This window comes from Bacillus tuaregi (assembly GCF_900104575.1).
GTDB lineage: Bacteria > Bacillota > Bacilli > Bacillales > Cytobacillaceae > Bacillus_BD > Bacillus_BD tuaregi.
The window spans coordinates 2,018,300-2,036,145 of the sequence record NZ_LT629731.1 but is presented as its reverse complement, the minus strand read 5'-3'; the positions used below and the strand labels follow the sequence as shown (position 1 = coordinate 2,036,145).

The window sequence follows — 17,846 nt, the reverse complement described above, 5'->3', positions numbered from 1 at the left end:
TCTTTTGACCGCCACGAATCGAGCTATGTTCATTCCATGTCGAAAACAATCGCGGAAAAAGTCGGAATATTTTTAAAATAAAAGTGTGACTTTTATGGTTTTTCTGTTATATAATAGTTTTAAGTTAAATATATGTGTTATATATTAAAAGGGAGGATGATGAAAATGCTTTCGAATCAAGAGCGAGATAACATAATCCAATTTTTAGTTAATTATTTTGGTGTGAATCGTTTCCAATTAGAAAAGATGAGCGATCATTCACTCGATAACACCTATGAATTTGCTTACAGACGAAAAATTATGGAAAGCGACTTTTAAATCTAATTCGATCACCGAATTTGCGTCCGGATAACCTGAGTTCGCTCGGGTACATTACCTTTAAAAAATCGCATAACTCGCCGGAAGCTTAACTTCATTCAGCCGGGGTTTCAACCCCGCTGAATCGAAGTTCGATTTGCCTTCATCCCCCACTTGTAGAAGTGGAGGACTTCTGTACCTGTCGCAAGCTTTCGGTACAAAAAGCATTTGCTGAATGAAATTAAAATAGAGGGTCTGGTATGTAGATGTACTATTAAATGGTTCTACATACCAGACCCTCTTTCCATTATATTACGGTAAATTCATATCCATGTTCTCGAATTTTATCTATTAACTGTGGGAGTATGGCTACTGTTTGCTCTAATTCATGAAGGAGAATAACCGAACCATCCATTAAATGGTTGACCACATTACAAATAATCTTATCGGGATTGTGCTTGAGTTCCCAGTCAAAGGAAGAAATTTCCCACAGCATAGGGACTAATTGTAATTCCTTCAAGACAGACATCGTATACTCATTGTATTGACCAAATGGTGGTCTGAAAAATTGTACTTGAGCTCCTGTCATGTTATTTATCTTTTCAACTGAACCTTTAATTTGTTGATATTGCTGCTCATTACATAATTTGACCAAGTTTTTGTGATTTTGAGCATGCGAACCGATTTTATGACCTTCCAGTAACACTCTTTTCCAGGGTCTTTGCTTATGAACTAATCTTGATTGCCAAAAAAATATCGCCTTTACATCTTTTTCCTTTAAAATGTCTAAAATGGCCGTTAAACTGCGGCTCGGTCCATCATCAAAGGTAAGGACCACCTTTTTCTCTGTTGGTTTGATTTGATTGCTGTTTTTTACCCACCTATTATCCTGAAGATCGTACACGACCTTATCCGAGACTACTCATGGATGCCCCATTATTTCACTCCTTATATTACTGTTTCATATTAAATGGACATGGACTTATTATATTCTACCACGTTTTTTTCTTCATTATCGCTACCCCACCATCACAACGCCTTTTGCAGTATCCCTTCGACATCCTGGGCGGTAATATCTCTTGGGTTAGTAATCATACAGGCGTCCTGCAGGGCAATCTGACTAATTTCTTTTATCATATGCTCTTCAAAGCCCATTTCTGACAGCCGCTGTGGTGCCCCAATGTCAAAGGATAGTTGTTTGATATGCTCGATTCCTTTTTGTCCTGCTTCCATTGTAGATAACCCCGTAATATTTTCACCAAGCAACTCGGCAATTTCCTTAAATCTAGTTGGGTTTGCCAGCAAATTAAATTCCATCACATGGGGAAGAAGGACAGCATTTAAATCTCCATGCATCATCGGATATCTTCCGCCAATCGCATGACTGATAGCATGTACAGCACCCAAGATTGCATTTGAAAAAGCAAGTCCAGCATGAAGACTGGCCATAGCCATATTATTTTTAGCCTTTGCGTTTAGTTGTGATGCTGTCGAAGGCCGTAAATTATTCGAAACCAATGCAATCGCATTTTTGGCAAAAACATCGGTCATTTGTGTCGCTGCGATACTAACATAGGCCTCTATCGCATGGGTTAATACATCTAATCCGGTTGAGGCTGTTAGATGGCTGCTTTTCGTTGACAGCGTAATAGGGTCAATGATGGCAATATCAGGAACAAGGGACTTAGAAATAATCGTCATTTTCTTCATTCTTTCAGAATCAACGATGACGGAGAATTGAGACACTTCTGCACCCGAGCCTGCAGTGGTTCCAGCCATAACTAAAGGTGGCAGCGGTATATCAATTCTGTCGACGCCCTCATAGTCTGAAATTCTTCCCCCATTCGTAGCGAGGATGGCGATCGCCTTAGCGATATCAATCACACTACCACCCCCAACCCCAATAATCGCATCACACTGATTCTCCCGGTAAACAGCAGTGCCCCGCTCTGCCTGTTCAGCCTTTGGATTGGTCGATATATCATCGAAGCAAACATAGCTTAGCCCTGCTTCTTGACAGCTCTCAATCACATGTTCGACCCAGCCCGCACGAATGACCCCTGTATCGGTTACAATCAAGACCTTTTGCGCTCCAAGACGGATACAGCTTTCCCCCACCTGCTTAAGCGAGTAATCACCAAAAATCACCTCTGGCATAACAAATTTCGTAATCAAACCCTCCACCGACCTTTTTTCAATATGTATGGAAAATGAAACCTTATGACTTGATTTTACTGTAAAAGGGTTGAATTTTACAAATTTTCTTTAAATTATCCGATGTTCTATTAATCTCTTCCATCATCTATTAGAAAATGACCGATAATACGGCTGACTTAGCCGAAAAATTGGCCTATCTCCACAATATTTTGGCTTTGATAAATTTAAAAGCGTTATTTTCTTAATATTCATATGATTTTTACAATTGGCATGATGCTTGCTAATACAAGGGTGAAGCGTTAAAAAATTTTTTAAAAAGGATGATGTAAAAATGAAAACAGTAGAGCAGCAAGTACAAATGAATCATCAAGGAACAGAAAAAATGAAAGCAGCCGTCGTCAATGAATTTAAACAAGCCTTGGAGATTAAAGAGGTGGCAAAACCCACTTTAGAACACGGAGAAGTTCTGGTCAAAATCGAAGCCTGCGGTGTCTGCCATACGGACCTGCACGCGGCACATGGCGATTGGCCAGTAAAACCAAAGCTTCCTTTAATTCCTGGACATGAGGGGGTTGGCGTTGTCGTTGAAGTAGGCGAAGGCGTGAAATCATTGAAAATGGGCGATCGCGTTGGGATTCCGTGGTTATTCTCGGCTTGCGGTGAATGCGAATATTGCCTAAGCGGCAGAGAAACCCTTTGTCCGAATCAGCTAAACGGCGGATATTCTGTTGATGGCGGCTATGCTGAATATTGCAAAGCACCAGCTGATTATGTAGCAAGAATTCCAGAAGGTCTTGATCCAGTGGAAGTGGCCCCTATTCTGTGTGCAGGTGTAACAACCTACAAGGCGCTGAAGGTTTCCGAAGCGAAGCCAGGCGATTGGGTAGCTATCTATGGTATCGGCGGTCTTGGTCATATTGCTCTCCAATATGCTAAAGCGATGGGCTTCAACGTCATTGCAGTCGACATTGCCGATGAAAAGTTAGAGCTTGCTTCACAATTAGGTGCTGACATTACCATCAATGGCTTAAAGGTTGATCCTGTTGAAACGATTAAGGAAAAAGTGGGCGGCGTACAAGCATCTGTAAGTGTTGCCGTAACGAAAAAAGCCTTTGAACAAGCCTATCAATCTGTTAAAAGAGGTGGAACTCTCGTCGTGGTTGGACTTCCGCATGATGAGCTTCCAATCCCAATTTTCGATACAGTACTTAACGGAGTTTCCGTAAAAGGCTCTATCGTTGGAACCAGAAAAGACATGCAGGAAGCGCTTGACTTTGCAGCTCGTGGTAAAGTTCGTTCGCAAATCGAAACAGCTCCGCTTGACTCGATTAATGAAGTGTTTGATAAGATGTCTTCCGGTAAAATTAACGGCCGAATCGTTTTAAAGATGTAATTTCGTTTTAACCTATCACTGGGGTTGTCCGCTATCTTGTTCAATCTCAATAGACAATCCGATTTAGCAGTGCACACCCAAATGTGCACTGCTATCTTTATGTTAGAGTATAATTTAAGCCTACTTTTTTTCATTCAAATAATATCTAAGCTTTCTCATTGTAATTCCAAGACCCTCTACTGCCTCTTTCCGATTTCCAACTGTTTTCTTCAATGATTTCTCGATAAAGGCATGAATCGCTTCTGTTTCCAGCCTTTTAATGCCATCAAGGACCAGCTGTAATTCCGTGATTTCCTCTGATTTCCACATGTCTCTTATTTCCTGCTGCCATAGATCAAGAAAGGAATCAAAACCGAGATTTTTACCGGCAAACTGAGCGCCTTCTTCTGCCGCTGCCATCTCTATAGCCCCTTCGATAGGACTGGTGATTTTCGTTGGCAGATAATCCGGCGTAATATAGGCTGTTTCCCCTTCAGCTAAGGCTGCTGCTCTTTTGATGATATTGACCAGTTCACGGATATTCCCCGGCCAGTTGTAGCTTTTAAGAAGCTGAAGCGTATCTTCCGTAAAGGACAGCTTTAATTGATGTCTTTTTACATAATCGTCGATCAATTGTGGGATATCCTCCACCCTTTTTCGTAAGGGCGGGATGGTTAATTTCACCACATCTAGACGATATAATAAATCCTCACGGAAGGTTCCCTTTGTCACAGCCTGATGCAAATCAACATGTGATGCCGTAATTAATCTTGCTTTGCTTCTCTGGACCGTTTCCCCTCCTACCTTCATGAATTCCCCTGTCTCAAGAACACGCAAAAGCTTCACCTGTGTCGCTAGGGATGCTTCACCTATTTCATCTAAAAATAAAGTCCCTTTATCCGCCAATTCAAAGAATCCCTTACGATCCTTCGCTGCACCGGTAAAGGACCCTTTTGTATGACCAAAAAGCTCACTTTCAAGTAAATGCTCCGAAATCGCTCCACAATTGACCCCAATAAAAGGATAATGAGACCTCTGACTTGCCTCATGGATAAAATGGGCAAGCACCTCCTTGCCTGTCCCTGTTTCTCCCTCAATCAAGATGTTTACATTTTTCTGGGCAAATTTATAGGCCAGTGAAAACAATTGATTCATTTCTTCCTGTTGTCCGATAAAGCAGCCTATTTGGGTAGCCAAATCATGTACATGATCATGGGAAGGTGTGACTCCGCCTGTCAAAAGCCGTTCGGTTATTCTTTCAATCTCTTCAATCTCATCAAATGGTTTTTCGATAAAATCATAGGCTCCTAGCTTAATCGCTTCTACGGCTGTTTTTACCGTACTATAGCCTGTCATCACAATCACCTTGCACAAGGGCTGAGAAGTCTTCAGGTCCTTTAGTATTTCAAGCCCGTTTCCATCAGGAAGCCTAACATCCAAAAAGGCCAGATCAAATGAGACAGCATTCTTCACATCGTCAAACTCCCGCCTGCTTGTACAAAGTGTGACTTGATGCCCTTTCTCACTTAATAGGTGGCGAAGAAAAATACAAATATCTTTCTCATCATCAACAACTAAAATAGTAGACATGCTAGCGTTCCCTTTCTTCCTCATGATTTACATTTCCTAGAATCGGCAGCTTCAGGATAAAACAGCTGCCCTCTCCCGGCACACTTTCAGCCTGTAACGTTCCTCCATGCGATTGTGCAATGCCAATACTGACCGATAGACCAAGGCCATGCCCCTTCGCCGCATTTTTCGTTGTATAAAAGGGATGAAAAATTTCTGACAGCACGTCTTTCTCCATCCCACAGCCATTATCCGTAACAGTAAGAATAATATGAGGGGAGTTTTTATCAAGGTACGTTTGAAGGATTACCCTTTTATCATTTTGTTCACTATCCTCCATGGCGTCCTTTGCATTTAAAAGTAGATTTAAGATGATCTGACCAATCTGCTGGCAGCTGCCTTCAATGGGCGGAAGGGTCGTATCCAGTCTCGTTTCCACTTTAATTCCTTGTTTTGTCAGTTGATTTCCTATTAAACATAATGCTTGCTGTACAGCTTCATTAATGGAACAGACCTCAAATAAGTATTCATCCTGTCGGGAAAAGGTGAGCAGATTCTGGATGATAGTTTTGCTCCGTTTTCCACATTCATAAACAGATTCTAGCAGCTGATAGTTTACATCAGCACGATCCGCTTTTCGTAGGAGCAGCTGTGCATTGCCCATAATGGCTGTAAGTGGATTATTCAGTTCATGGGCCACCCCTGCAGCCATTTCCCCAATTGCCGCCAGCTTTCCAGATTGAATCAGCTGTGCTTCAATCCGCCTTTTGGCTGTCACATCCTCCAAATAGATGATGGAGGCAAAATGGCTGTTAGCATCATCGAAAATAGGATAGCTATGACATTCATAGATTTTATTTTCAATATGTATTTCATCAGAAGAGGTGTGGAGCTCAAGCAGCTTCTGTTGAAATGGGTGATTTTCCTCCTCCGAGAACAAAAGCTCGTCCACTCGTCTTCCAATCAGACTTTCCTTTGTTGGATAATATTGATGTGCGGATTCGTTTGCCTGTAGAATGACGCGATTTAACCCGATAATGATAATGGCATCAGGCACCGCTTGAAAGGTCTTTTCCCACTTCTTTTTCGTCATCAGCACCTCTTTATAAAGATGCGTGTTCTCAATACAAACGGCCAGCTGATCTGATAATTGTTGAAAAAAGGATAAATCAGACCAATAGCCCTCAAGCATATCTTGACTGCCGAGCGATAGAATCCCTGTTACCTGTCCCTTCCTTTTTAATGGAAAAATAAAAATACTATTAAGTCCCATTTCGGCAAACGCCATTTCTTCAAACCAAGGCTGACTTTCCTCTTGTTTTGTATACAGGTAAGGTTGGCCAGAGTTCATCACATGCCAATATAAGGAGCTGTCCTGTGGAAAAGCGGTTCCTGGTTTAATAACAAAGGAATTCGAAGGATAGATATTTGTTAGAATCAGATCCTTCTCCTCTATCATCGATAAGCTTATTCTTTCAATTGGAAAAATTTCCTTTAGCTTCTCAAGGACGTTCCTTAGTAAATCCTCCATCGACATCTCCACATTAAAGCCCTTCATTACCTCATTAATGATTTCTAATTGAATATTCTTCTTCTGCAGCTCTCCTACTGTCTTCTTTAACTCTGTATAATAATTCCGCTTGGACGACTGCACCCCCGTCAAAAGCTCAATCATTCTCTCCCTGTTCTGCACATAAGTTCCCCCTTAGGAAGCATATCCATCCTGTTCATCATAAAACGATTTAAGACTAATTTATCAAAAAAATAACCTGTTGCCAAAATTTTCTGAAGTATATTCATCAGAGTATTGCAGGTCCCCGTTCATAACTTAAGAAATGGTAAAAAAACCCGTCAATTTTGACGAGTTTTTTACTATCCAACATTTTTCATCCAAGGATGTAAGGACCTTTTCGTTTAATTCAGCGAAATCCAGACACTTTTTACTTCTGTATAATTTTCAAGCGCATAGGAGCCCATTTCACGGCCAATACCGGATTGCTTAAAGCCACCGAATGGTGACGCCGCATCAAAGACATTGTAGCAGTTTACCCAAACCGTACCAGCCCGAAGATTGTTCGCAATGTAATGTGCGTTTTGCAAATCCCGTGTCCAAACACCCGCAGCAAGGCCAAAGTCGCTATTGTTTGCCCGCTTCACTAATTCATCTAAATCCTCATACGGCATGGCAGAAATAACCGGTCCAAAAATTTCTTCCCTGGCAATCGTCATTTCATCTCGTACGTCGGCAAAAATAGTTGGTGCGACGAAGTAGCCCTGCTCCTGAGGCTTTTTCCCTCCTGCAACAAGCTGTGCCCCTTCATTAAGCCCTTTGTCAATGTAGCTTAGTACTCGGTTTTGCTGTTCTGCTGAAACAAGCGGTCCAATTTCAGTATCACCATGGATGCCGGCACCCTGTTTGATGTTGTTCGCATGTGCCGCCATATCCGCTATCACATTATCAAATTGTTTCTTTTGAATGAATACACGTGATCCAGCGCAGCATACCTGTCCCTGATTGAACATGACTCCATTTAAGGCTCCGGGAATAGCCTTGGTTAAATCCGCATCAGGTAAAATGATATTCGGTGATTTTCCACCTAGCTCTAGTGTGACTCGCTTTAAAGTATTTGAAGCACTTGCCATGATCCGCTTACCTACCGCTGTTGAACCGGTGAAAGCAATCTTATCTACTAAGGGGTGATCAACAAGCGGCTGACCAGCTGTTTCACCAAAGCCTGGAACAATATTAATTACACCTGGTGGGAAACCAGCTTCTTCTATTAATTCGGCTAAGTAAAGGACGGATAATGGTGTTTGTTCAGCTGGCTTCAGGACGATGGTGCAGCCTGTTGCAAGCGCAGCTCCCAACTTCCACATCGCCATTAAAAGCGGGAAATTCCAAGGGATAATCTGTCCGACAACCCCAACCGCTTCATGTCGCGTATAATTGAAGAATGGCCCATTAACCGGAATGGTTTGACCAACCAGTTTAGTTGACCAGCCGGCATAATAGCGCATATGTTCAATGGATAATGGAATATCGGCATTAGATGTTTCACGAATCGGCTTCCCGTTATCTAACGTTTCGAGCTGGGCAAGCTCAGCACTATTTTCTTCCATTAAATCAGCAAGCTTGTACATCAGCCTGCTTCGGCTAGAAGCGCTCATTTTTGACCATGGACCCTCATCGAAGGCTTTTCGAGCAGCTTTTACTGCTTGATCAATATCCATGGCATTCGCTTCATACACACTTGCTAAAACCTCTCCTGTTGCAGGATTATACGTATCAAAGGTCTTTCCAGATTGACTTTCCACAAATTGCCCATTAATATATAATTTCTTATTTCCTTGTAAAAACCTTACAACCTTTTCATTAATCCCCTCTGTAAGCTGTTTCATCCTATTTCCTCCTCATATTTTAATATTTTGCTAGCATCCGGCTTTTGTTAACTGAATATTCAGAATTAACGAAGTGCTCATCTCCCTTTTTTTAGATTTCACTCTTTCTATAAGCAAATAGGATGCCAATGGTTGCAGGAGGGAATCTTCTATTTTTTTCAAAAGAAAATAAAAAAATAGCCGAAAAAACGGCTTCTTGAGCCGATATTCCGGCTGACAGAAACAAAATATCGTTCCTCCTGTCTGATGACAATACATGCGTATTCCCTTTCCTTTTTCCTTGTTATATTTTGCAATTTTATAGAAACATATCTATTAATTTTACAGCATACATTTAGTTGTTCTTAATTAGGAGGTGATTTTTTGTTTTATTCGCTTTTATTATTACTTCATGTGTTAGCCGCCATCATTGGAATCGGTGTTACCTTTGCCTTTCCAGTGATATCGACCATGCCGCAAAATTTGTCTCAATTAAAGCATACCCTTGTGCTGATGAAAAGATTAGAAAAGTATCCGCAAATCGGCGGTGCCATCTTAATTATCACAGGTTTCATAATGGGATATTTATCACCTAGTTATTTCAAAGAAATTTGGTTTGTTGGTTCGATTGTTTTATATATCATTGTGGAATTTTTAATTTATGTTGTCATTGGGGCAAAGATGAAAAAGGTTATGCCTGTTGTGATGGACTCTAAGGGGGAAGAAATACCAAAGGAATATAAAGCGGTTGCTAAAGCGACTACCCCTATCCATATGGTAGTGACTCTTCTAGCTATCCTGATTATTGTGCTCATGTCTGTTAAGCCGTTTTAACTTCATTCGTTTTCGAGGAGTATCAAACACATTGCTCGTCAAAAAACGAGTGTTTTTTAGGCAAGGATTACCGCCTTGCTATAAGGCGGCGGCCTCCTGCTCTTCTTCATAATAGGCTTCCTGACATTCATCACACCACATGACGATGCCGTAATTACCGATGAATTTGATTTGAACAAGCTTTCCTTCTTCGTAGCATTTCGGACACACATGTATCGTCACTTTCATCAACCCTCCAAGTGAAATTTTCCTTCTTGATTACTATTTTACTATAATAGATAAATTATACAAAAAGGCTTATTTTATTTGATTTTAAAGTTTGAACTTTTTAGTACATTTAACTTCATTCAGCAAATGCTTTTTGTACCGAAAGCTTGCGACAGGTACAGAAGTCCTCCACTTCTACAAGTGGGGGATGAATGCAAATGGTTCTTCGATTCAGTGGGGTTCACACCCCGGCTGAATGAAGTTAAACCTCCGGCGGATGTCATGGATTTTTTTAAAGGTAGTTTATCGAGCAAGCTCGATAAAAATCCGGACGCAAATTCGACGGGCGAATTTGATTAATGAGAAGGAAAAACCACCTTTTTTCCTAAAAAATATGTAATATTAATAGTATAATTCTTAATTTAGGGAGTGAGTCATGTTGTTTACAGTAGAAGAAGCTTGTCTTGTGCTTGTGGATGTACAAGGAAAGCTAGCCACCATTGTGGAGGAAAGCGAATCTGTTATTAGTAATTCAGCAAAGCTGGTTCAAGCGATGCAGGCATTGGAGGTCCCGATTTTATGGCTGGAACAGAATCCGAGCCGGTTAGGACCCACCTCACCAGAGATTGCCCAGCATTTAACGGAGCAGCCGATTAGCAAAATTTCCTTTAGTGCCTGCCGGGAAGAAGAGTTTATGGAGGCTGTTAAAAGAAGTGGTCGAACTCAATTTATTATTACAGGCATTGAAGCCCATATTTGTGTCTATCAGACTGCTAGACAGCTAAAGGAACAGGGCTTTGAGGTTGAAGTCGTAGCAGATGCCGTCTCCTCCCGTACGAAGGAAAACAAGGAAATTGGATTAGTAAAAATGCAAGCACTGGGTATATTGCCTACTAGTACGGAAATGATTATGTATGAGTTGTTGCAAAGGGCCGACCATGAGGAATTTAAAACGATATTGCGATTAGTGAAGTAAAAAAGGTATTTATGAGAGAACTTGATAGAGTCTCCTCTTAAGTTCGGACAACGAGCACTGCTTTTTAAGAGAATTTGTCAGAGCTACCCCTTAGTTCGGACAAGAAAAGCCGATTATCAAAAGAATCGAGTTGTCAATCATTCAAGTAGATGACTCTGTATGCGAGTATGAACGTAAGAAGCCGAAAACAAATTTGTTCGGCTTCTTACGTTCATACCATATTCTATTCAAACAAAGGACTCACTGCTTTTTCAAAATGAATTCGGTCAATAGCATCTGCCAATAATGGTGCCACAGAAATGGTGACAATCTTCTGTAGCTGCTTTTCCTGAGGCAGCTGAATCGTATTGGTCACGACCAGTTCTGTGATGGGTGAGCGTTCAATTTTTTCAATCACATTTCCTGTTAAAACAGGATGCGTACAGCAGGCATAGATAGACTTAGCACCGCTTTCTGCGATAGCTTGGGCTGCAGTCAGCATCGTAGTCCCTGTATCAATTAAATCATCAATCAAAATAACATTTTTACCTTCCACATCTCCGATGACGCTGCGAGTTTCAGTCCCGCATTCTTCCGGCTCCCTTTCATCCACCAGTGCTAGGGGAACGTCTAGTATATCGGCTAATTTTCTAGCCCTTCGAACGCTCCCAAGATGTGCTGACACGACAACGATATTTTCTAACCCTTTGTTTTCAATATACTGCGAAAGAACCGGTATTCCCGTTAAATGTTCCATCGGAATATCAAAAAATCCCTGCATTTGGTCTGTATGGAGGTCAATGGAAAGAACTCTTGTCGCACCAGCTTTTTGCAATAGATTTGCCATTAATTTTGCCGTGATTGGCTCCCTCGGACGTGCCAATCGATCCTGTCGTGCATACCCAAAATAAGGAATCACCACATTGATTTGGCTGGCAGAAGCCCTCTTTAAGGCATCAATCATAATGAGGAGCTCCATCGTATTTTCATTAACAGGGCCTGACGTAGATTGAATGATAAAAACATCACTATCTCGTACTGTTTCTTCAATATGTATTTGAATTTCTCCATCGCTAAAACGATCGACATGAACCTTGCCCAGCTCATACCCTAATTTTTCGGCAATTTCTAATGCCAGCTCGCGATTTGAATTCAAAGTAAATAATTTTACTTTATTCTTCTCTTTATTAGACACTCCCTGTACCCCCATACCCTTTTTTCTACAAAATTCGTTATTATTTTCTTTATTATAACCGTTATTTCATTCTTTTGCGAAGTGGAAATAGTGACTAACCATGTTAAAATAAATTGGTCTAGAACTCCACCGCTTTATCTATAACCAAAGACGGCTTGTAAATACTAAAAAAGGCCCATAATCGGACCTTTTTATACATATTATTAGTATCAAATTCGACGGGCGAATTTGCGTCCGGATTTTTATCGAGCTTGCTCGATAAACTACCTTTAGAAAATCCGAGACATCCGCCGGAGGCTTAACTTCATTCAGCGGGGGTTTGTACCCCCACTGAATCGAAGTACCATTTGCATTCATCCCCCACTTGTAGAAGTGGAGGACTTCTGTACCTGTCGCAAGCTTTCGGTACAAAAAGCATTTGCTGAATGAAGTTAAACAAAAATATTAATCATTCTACTAGCAACAATCTCCTGTATTTCCAAACATTGAAATCCCACTACCCTGTCCACTCCGGTCAAGAACAAGGTCTTCTGTCACTTGTTCAATGAAGGGGTCAATCGCTACTGTTATTTCATTTATTGTGACAATGATATCGTCTGCTTCCGGCTCGTCCAGAGCCAGTCCAATTCTCGGCTGTCCTCAGCCATACCCACTAAAAAAAATACGAATGCTCGAACAGTTCTCTTCAGTGAACATTTGTTGTAATTCTTCACGTCCTGCGTCTGTAATAATCATTCTTACCCTCCTGATGTTTGTACTACATTCGTATTATAAACGATATTGTTATGCAGAAGGCATTGATTTGCTTAGAGGCATAGCTTCTATGTTACTTTTCTTGTTAATCCTTTTTTTAATAAGTAAATACCTCCAACGAGTATAGAGTCTAACGATATAAAACTTATAAAAACCGCTTTCTTATTTTAGGATCCGGTAGCATACAGCTCTCCTTCTTCCCAAACCATTTATACCTATTCCTAGCAACAATTTCATATATATAATCTCGCAATGGTTTAGGGACGATGGACAAGCCATATAATAATCTCCATCCACCCTTTAAATTCCTGCATACTCTAAGTGCAGCTGATGATTTGTAAAAGCATTGCCGACCCTCAATAAGGATAAAACTATTTAGATGAACAGGAATTTGATACTTTCTTAATAGCTCTTGACCTGCTTCACTTTGTAGGGAAGCGAAATAATAAAGAGCCTTTTGGTCCCGTTTGATGATAAATTGAACACTTTCATCGCAAAGATGACATTCTCCGTCGAATAGAATAACGTTCAAGCCTTCGCCTCCCTGTGCCTCTTTCAATCATTACTTCTTTTTTGCCCTTTAACACTCCTACTAACCTTTTAACACACAAGGTTGGCATTGTGAATACCTGAATGAATATTTTATTCTGAAAAATTAAAAAAACTGCCAAAACTCGTCGTTGGTACGAATTCCTGGCAGTTATTCTATCCTGATATCGATTGTCTTGAAAAGTGGATGTAGCATCATTTATTCCGAATCGTCAAGCTATACTTTCCGTGTGCCAGCAGTAAGACCATGCACATGACAATAATAGAAAAAATCTGTGAGTTGCCTGTGGCAAGCGAATAAAAGGTCGTAATGAAAATGGCAAAGAGTAAGCCAATACTAAAGAAATTGTAGGATTTGTACAATCCCATCAGCATGACATGTCGTTCCCCTTCATCAGATACTTCTAATAACTTTTTGGCATAATCCTTCTCGGAAAAGCCTGGTAGATTGCGCTCAGGGTATACCTGCTTCATAAGAATGGTTAAGAGCATACTAAAAAGATAACAAATAAACATGGCCGTAACTGAAGTAATCGCAATGGCGACTGATTGAGTTGTAATAACAGAGATACATAGAGCTAAAACGGCAAGAATCATACTCAACTGTACAAATAATGAATAATCTGCAGCTTTTTTATACATTAAGCCGTCCATTTCATCCTCTTCATCACCGGAAACCTCTTGATTATTTAATCTTTTAATTTGTCTATAAAACACAACGCTCAGCATAAGCAGGATGAAAATAATCACCAGAATACCGACTACCACGCTATCTGCATATTGGATGAAATCCACTTCCTTAAACCCTTTAATCAAAAGAATGGATACGACAAAGCCAGCAATAGCACTTAATAAAATATGTAACCATGCTTTCATTTATTCTTCCTCCTCTATTAAAAATACACTTTCAACAGGTTCCTTAAAAATACGTGCGATACGGACGGCAATTAAGAGTGAAGGAATAAATTCTTCCCGTTCAATTAAACTAATGGTTTGTCTAGACACTTTGGCGAGCTTAGCAAGCTGGGTTTGATTTAAACCATCCCGTGCCCGAAGCTCCTTCAGCCGACTCTTCATATCTGCATCTCCTTTCTATTTTAATTGTAAAAGATACTATTCATTTTGACAAGTATATTTGTCAAAATGAATAGCAATTTTGTCAAAACGGTCTCATTCGTCATCCTTAAAAAAATAAAAAAAGCATCAATCCGTTTTTGGATTCATGCCCTTGAAAGCTTATTTATGATGATTTTCTCCATGAACGGAGCAGCTTTCTGATTTTTTTACCGCTATTTCATCCCAGCTTCCGCTTAGCCCGTCATAGCATAGCATGCGACCAAAGAGTGGCTCGCCGATTTTCAGAAGCAGCTTGATACACTCGTTTGCCTGCAGACTGCCAATCACACCGGCTGTCACACCCATAATCGGAACCGGCGTTTTTTGTTTTGCCTCATCATAACCGATACAGGATAAGCAAGCAGAGTCTTTGTTAATATCTATCACATAGCCATAGAACCCTTCAACTCCGCCTTCTACGAGGGGAATATTCAGCTTTATACATGCACATGCGACCGCAGTCCTTGTAGCAAGATGATCAACACAGTCAACGACCACATCAGAACCTGCAAGAAGCTCTTCACTGTTTTCGAGCTCCAATTTCGTATCAATCATAACTAGATGAATATGAGGATTGAGCCTAGCTAGTTTTTCCTTTGCTGACTGAAGCTTCAACTTTCCGATATCTTCCGTAAGATGTAAAAACTGACGGTTTAGATTAGACTCCGAAACAACATCACAATCGATCATTCTAATGGTCCCAACCCCTGCACTGGCGAGATAGGTCAGCACCGGGGAACCGAGCCCGCCTGTCCCGATTACTGTCACGGTACTCTGCTCCAGTTTTTTTTGCCCGTCCGGTCCAATTTGAGGAATGATTATTTGTCGATCATATCTCATAGCAGTACCTCCTTCGAAGTACTGACTGCGCTGCTTTCCTGTTTCGCTTTTACCTTCCATTCCAACCAACAGCATAATTCATCCAATCCAGATTCCTGCCTGCAGGAGGTTTGAAATAAACTGGTATTTTTGTTGAGTAATTGGACCTCTTGGAAAAATTTCAACGAATCGAAGTTGGTAAACTCAATCAGATCCATTTTATTTAAGATAACGGCATCCGATTTTTCAAAAATAAATGGATATTTCAGTGGCTTGTCACTTCCTTCTGTTGTGCTCAAAATGGTTAGGATGCTATCCTCGCCCAGTGCAAACTCAGCTGGACAAGCCAAATTACCGACATTCTCAATGATGAGTAAATCGATACGGTCCAGATTGAGTTGATCAATGGCCTTCTTCAGCATTTGTGCATCAAGATGACAGGCCCCTCTCGTGTTAACTTGAACGACAGGAACACCGTGTGACTCTATTTTTTGAGCGTCCATAGCTGTAAAAAGATCTCCTTCAATTACCGCTATGTTTAGCTCTTGTTTTAACCTGGAAATCAGCTTCTCGATGATGGTTGTTCTGCCTGCGCCTGGTGAACCCATCAGATTGATGGTATACACCTTTTTTTCATCTAGTAGCTTTCTATTTAAGCAACTTCGCTCATCATTAGCCTTCAGGATACTATCGATCACACTTATTTCATTCATATGAAAACCCCATATCTGTTTTATAATATTTTGTCTGGAAAATATACCGGTTTCATAGAATCTGCATGAATCAAATTCGCCCGTCGAATTTGCGTCCGGATTACCTGAGCTCGCTCGGGTAAACTACCTTAAAAAATCGCAAGACTCGCCGGAGGCTTAACTTCATTCAGCCGGGGTTTGCACCCCCACTGAATCGAAGGACCATTTGCATTCATCCCCCACTTGCAGAAGTGGAGGACTTCTGTACCTGTCGCGAGCTTTCAGTACAAAAAGCATTTGCTGAATGAAGTTAATATACACCAAGATTCATATAAGCAATGCTACAAGCACCTTCCTGTGTGACCATGCAGGGTCCTGTGGGAGTGGCAGGTGTACAATTGTGACCAAAGTTAGGACAAAGCTGGGGCTTCATCCCCTTTAGAACCTCACCGCAAAGGCAAGTCTGCATGAGGTCCTTTTCTTTTCCTGCCAGCTTCAAGTTATATTTAATCTCTGCGTCAAACTGACTAAATTCATGTTTTAAAACAAGGCGAGACTGTGGTAAAAAGCCTACACCTCGCCAATTAGCATCCGTAAGGGTAAAGGTACTCTGGATCAGATTCTGGGCAATGCCATTCCCTTTATCTTTTACTACCCGCTGATACTGGTTGATGGCAGTGGAGTCATGACGGTCATAATGATACAGAGCCTGAAGGATGGCATGCAGGATATCAACAGGTTCAAAGCCGCTAATAACACATGGAATCCTGTACTTTTTAACTAAAAGATCAAAAGGAGCCGTGCCTGTCACCATCGCCACATGTCCGGGACAAAGCAGGATATCCATATTGGAATGTAAAAGGACCTCTTCCATGGCAGGAGGTGTAATCCGGTGCGAAGAAAGAATTGAATAGTTCTCAAGACTTCCTGCCTGCTGTATGACGGAAGCTGTTCCTGGGGCAGTGGTTTCAAAGCCAACCGCCATATGTACAACCTCTGAATCAGTGTTTTTAGCTAGTTCTAATGATTGTGAAATATCATAGACAATCCTAACGTCTTTCCCTTCTTGCTTTAACTGAGCGAGCGTGCCCCATCTTGTCGGAACCCTTAATAAATCTCCGTAGGTTGTGAGAATGATATTTTTTCTGTTTGCCAGCTCTATGCCTAAAGCAATTTCCTCCTCGGGTGTCACACAAACCGGACAGCCAGGCCCACTGATTAATTGGATATTGGCGGGTAACAGCTCACGAAGACCATATTGAACAATCGTATTTTCATGGGTTCCGCAAAAGTTCATAATCTTTAATTCCCGCTCACGAAGACGTTTATTTTCTTTTTCTATCCCGTCCAAAAGCTGTCTGGCATAGGCGTCTGTTGCCACCACATCACGATAGATTTTATGCGGATTTTTGACAATTTCGGTGGCAAAGCCGGCATGAACCACAACGGTATCTCCGATTTTCACATTAGGAAGCAGCGCAGTGGAAACCTCCTTCAACGCTCCTTTAAAGCTGACAACTGCCCTTCCTTCAACACGCTCCGTTACCATTCCAAAAGCTGCAACACACATTTGTTATCACCTACGCTGACTATAATAATTACTCCACTTCCATGCTTTCGATATATAATTCCTTCCCTGACAGAATATGAAATTTTTTCGTTCCGCAATGAGGACAATCTGAAAACGGTATGCTGGTTTCAAATTCATGGCTGCAATCCCGGCACATAACTCGAATCGGAACATATTCAATAATCAGGTTCGCTCCTTCTGCAGGTGTTCTCTGAACATATATCTCAAAGCAGGATTTCATGATAGATTCCTCTATACCGGTTAATTCACCGACGATTAATTTGACTTGTTTTACCCGTTTTACGCCATATTCTGTTACTTTCTCGTTTATGACTTCATAAATACTTCTCACCATTGCCAGTTCATGCAACGTACGGAGCCTC

Annotated in this window: 18 protein-coding genes; 4 read left to right on the top strand and 14 right to left on the bottom strand. The window is 41.1% G+C overall.

The window, feature by feature from the left end; all coding sequences use genetic code 11:
• Positions 1 to 165: 165 nt before the first annotated feature.
• Positions 166 to 318, top strand: coding sequence for a BH0509 family protein (locus tag BQ5321_RS24030; protein WP_139187792.1), 153 nt, complete (start codon positions 166 to 168; stop codon positions 316 to 318).
• Positions 319 to 604: 286 nt separating this feature from the next.
• On the opposite strand, the gene BQ5321_RS12045 is transcribed toward BQ5321_RS24030, so the two are convergent.
• Positions 605 to 1,201 (bottom strand): polysaccharide deacetylase family protein, encoded by a 597-nt coding sequence (locus BQ5321_RS12045; protein ID WP_071394725.1) that lies wholly within the window; start codon positions 1,199 to 1,201, stop codon positions 605 to 607.
• A gap of 125 nt (positions 1,202 to 1,326) precedes the next feature.
• Entirely contained in the window at positions 1,327 to 2,454 is a 1,128-nt protein-coding gene (locus BQ5321_RS12040) for an iron-containing alcohol dehydrogenase (RefSeq protein WP_071396887.1), read from the bottom strand.
• Between the two features lie 382 nt (positions 2,455 to 2,836).
• Here BQ5321_RS12040 and adhP point away from each other — a divergent pair, with 382 nt between their 5' ends.
• The gene (gene adhP / locus BQ5321_RS12035; RefSeq protein WP_071396886.1) at positions 2,837 to 3,847 is read left to right on the top strand and encodes an alcohol dehydrogenase AdhP; all 1,011 of its coding nucleotides are present in this window, start codon (positions 2,837 to 2,839) and stop codon (positions 3,845 to 3,847) included.
• A gap of 120 nt (positions 3,848 to 3,967) precedes the next feature.
• Here adhP and BQ5321_RS12030 read toward each other — a convergent pair whose 3' ends face one another.
• The 3 genes from BQ5321_RS12030 to BQ5321_RS12020 form a co-directional block, all read right to left on the bottom strand.
• A complete protein-coding gene (locus BQ5321_RS12030; RefSeq protein WP_071394724.1) occupies positions 3,968 to 5,416 on the bottom strand; it encodes a sigma-54-dependent transcriptional regulator in 1,449 nt (482 codons plus the stop codon).
• A 1-nt stretch (position 5,417) separates the two neighbouring features.
• Complete coding sequence (locus BQ5321_RS12025; protein ID WP_187143741.1) at positions 5,418 to 7,088, bottom strand: GAF domain-containing sensor histidine kinase; 1,671 nt, start codon at positions 7,086 to 7,088, stop codon at positions 5,418 to 5,420.
• 221 nt (positions 7,089 to 7,309) lie between these two features.
• Positions 7,310 to 8,794, bottom strand: coding sequence for an aldehyde dehydrogenase family protein (locus BQ5321_RS12020; protein ID WP_071394723.1), 1,485 nt, complete (start codon positions 8,792 to 8,794; stop codon positions 7,310 to 7,312).
• Positions 8,795 to 9,157: 363 nt separating this feature from the next.
• On the opposite strand from BQ5321_RS12020, the gene BQ5321_RS12015 reads away from it, so the two are divergent.
• A complete protein-coding gene (locus BQ5321_RS12015) occupies positions 9,158 to 9,607 on the top strand; it encodes a DUF2269 family protein (RefSeq protein WP_071394722.1) in 450 nt (149 codons plus the stop codon).
• 78 nt (positions 9,608 to 9,685) lie between these two features.
• Here BQ5321_RS12015 and BQ5321_RS24270 read toward each other — a convergent pair whose 3' ends face one another.
• Positions 9,686 to 9,835 (bottom strand): hypothetical protein, encoded by a 150-nt coding sequence (locus BQ5321_RS24270; protein WP_159433428.1) that lies wholly within the window; start codon positions 9,833 to 9,835, stop codon positions 9,686 to 9,688.
• A 418-nt stretch (positions 9,836 to 10,253) separates the two neighbouring features.
• Between BQ5321_RS24270 and BQ5321_RS12005 the strand changes: the two genes are divergently transcribed.
• Positions 10,254 to 10,790 carry a hydrolase gene (locus BQ5321_RS12005; protein ID WP_071396884.1) on the top strand — a complete coding sequence of 179 codons (537 nt, stop codon included), beginning with the start codon at positions 10,254 to 10,256 and terminating at the stop codon, positions 10,788 to 10,790.
• A gap of 223 nt (positions 10,791 to 11,013) precedes the next feature.
• On the opposite strand, the gene BQ5321_RS12000 is transcribed toward BQ5321_RS12005, so the two are convergent.
• From BQ5321_RS12000 to hypA, 8 genes are all read right to left on the bottom strand, one after another.
• Positions 11,014 to 11,964 (bottom strand): ribose-phosphate diphosphokinase, encoded by a 951-nt coding sequence (locus BQ5321_RS12000; RefSeq protein WP_315970103.1) that lies wholly within the window; start codon positions 11,962 to 11,964, stop codon positions 11,014 to 11,016.
• Positions 11,965 to 12,862: 898 nt separating this feature from the next.
• Positions 12,863 to 13,249 carry a thiol-disulfide oxidoreductase DCC family protein gene (locus tag BQ5321_RS11995; RefSeq protein WP_071394719.1) on the bottom strand — a complete coding sequence of 129 codons (387 nt, stop codon included), beginning with the start codon at positions 13,247 to 13,249 and terminating at the stop codon, positions 12,863 to 12,865.
• 212 nt (positions 13,250 to 13,461) lie between these two features.
• Positions 13,462 to 14,142 (bottom strand): DUF3169 family protein, encoded by a 681-nt coding sequence (locus tag BQ5321_RS11990; protein ID WP_071394718.1) that lies wholly within the window; start codon positions 14,140 to 14,142, stop codon positions 13,462 to 13,464.
• The gene (locus BQ5321_RS11985) at positions 14,143 to 14,343 is read right to left on the bottom strand and encodes a helix-turn-helix transcriptional regulator (protein ID WP_071394717.1); all 201 of its coding nucleotides are present in this window, start codon (positions 14,341 to 14,343) and stop codon (positions 14,143 to 14,145) included. It lies immediately after the preceding gene.
• A 159-nt stretch (positions 14,344 to 14,502) separates the two neighbouring features.
• A complete protein-coding gene (locus BQ5321_RS11980) occupies positions 14,503 to 15,222 on the bottom strand; it encodes a HesA/MoeB/ThiF family protein (RefSeq protein WP_071394716.1) in 720 nt (239 codons plus the stop codon).
• On the bottom strand, positions 15,219 to 15,914 hold the full coding sequence (gene hypB / locus BQ5321_RS11975; protein WP_071394715.1) for a hydrogenase nickel incorporation protein HypB: 696 nt from the start codon (positions 15,912 to 15,914) through the stop codon (positions 15,219 to 15,221). Before hypB ends, BQ5321_RS11980 begins: the two co-directional genes overlap by 4 nt.
• A gap of 289 nt (positions 15,915 to 16,203) precedes the next feature.
• Positions 16,204 to 17,463 (bottom strand): hydrogenase formation protein HypD, encoded by a 1,260-nt coding sequence (gene hypD / locus BQ5321_RS11970; protein WP_084786754.1) that lies wholly within the window; start codon positions 17,461 to 17,463, stop codon positions 16,204 to 16,206.
• A 28-nt stretch (positions 17,464 to 17,491) separates the two neighbouring features.
• Entirely contained in the window at positions 17,492 to 17,833 is a 342-nt protein-coding gene (hypA, locus tag BQ5321_RS11965; RefSeq protein WP_071394714.1) for a hydrogenase maturation nickel metallochaperone HypA, read from the bottom strand.
• Positions 17,834 to 17,846: the final 13 nt, after the last annotated feature.

What these genes read in the sequence shown, in the direction of transcription:
- BQ5321_RS24270 (WP_159433428.1), bottom strand. Translation starts at nt 9,835, where the DNA reads ATGAAAGTGACGATACATGTGTGTCCGAAATGCTACGAAGAAGGAAAG.
- adhP (WP_071396886.1), top strand. Translation starts at nt 2,837, where the DNA reads ATGAAAGCAGCCGTCGTCAATGAATTTAAACAAGCCTTGGAGATTAAA.
- BQ5321_RS11990 (WP_071394718.1), bottom strand. Translation starts at nt 14,142, where the DNA reads ATGAAAGCATGGTTACATATTTTATTAAGTGCTATTGCTGGCTTTGTC.
- hypD (WP_084786754.1), bottom strand. Translation starts at nt 17,463, where the DNA reads ATGTGTGTTGCAGCTTTTGGAATGGTAACGGAGCGTGTTGAAGGAAGG.
- BQ5321_RS12040 (WP_071396887.1), bottom strand. Translation starts at nt 2,454, where the DNA reads ATGCCAGAGGTGATTTTTGGTGATTACTCGCTTAAGCAGGTGGGGGAA.
- BQ5321_RS11985 (WP_071394717.1), bottom strand. Translation starts at nt 14,343, where the DNA reads ATGAAGAGTCGGCTGAAGGAGCTTCGGGCACGGGATGGTTTAAATCAA.
- BQ5321_RS12030 (WP_071394724.1), bottom strand. Translation starts at nt 5,416, where the DNA reads ATGTCTACTATTTTAGTTGTTGATGATGAGAAAGATATTTGTATTTTT.
- BQ5321_RS24030 (WP_139187792.1), top strand. Translation starts at nt 166, where the DNA reads ATGCTTTCGAATCAAGAGCGAGATAACATAATCCAATTTTTAGTTAAT.
- hypB (WP_071394715.1), bottom strand. Translation starts at nt 15,914, where the DNA reads ATGAATGAAATAAGTGTGATCGATAGTATCCTGAAGGCTAATGATGAG.
- BQ5321_RS11980 (WP_071394716.1), bottom strand. Translation starts at nt 15,222, where the DNA reads ATGAGATATGATCGACAAATAATCATTCCTCAAATTGGACCGGACGGG.
- BQ5321_RS12020 (WP_071394723.1), bottom strand. Translation starts at nt 8,794, where the DNA reads ATGAAACAGCTTACAGAGGGGATTAATGAAAAGGTTGTAAGGTTTTTA.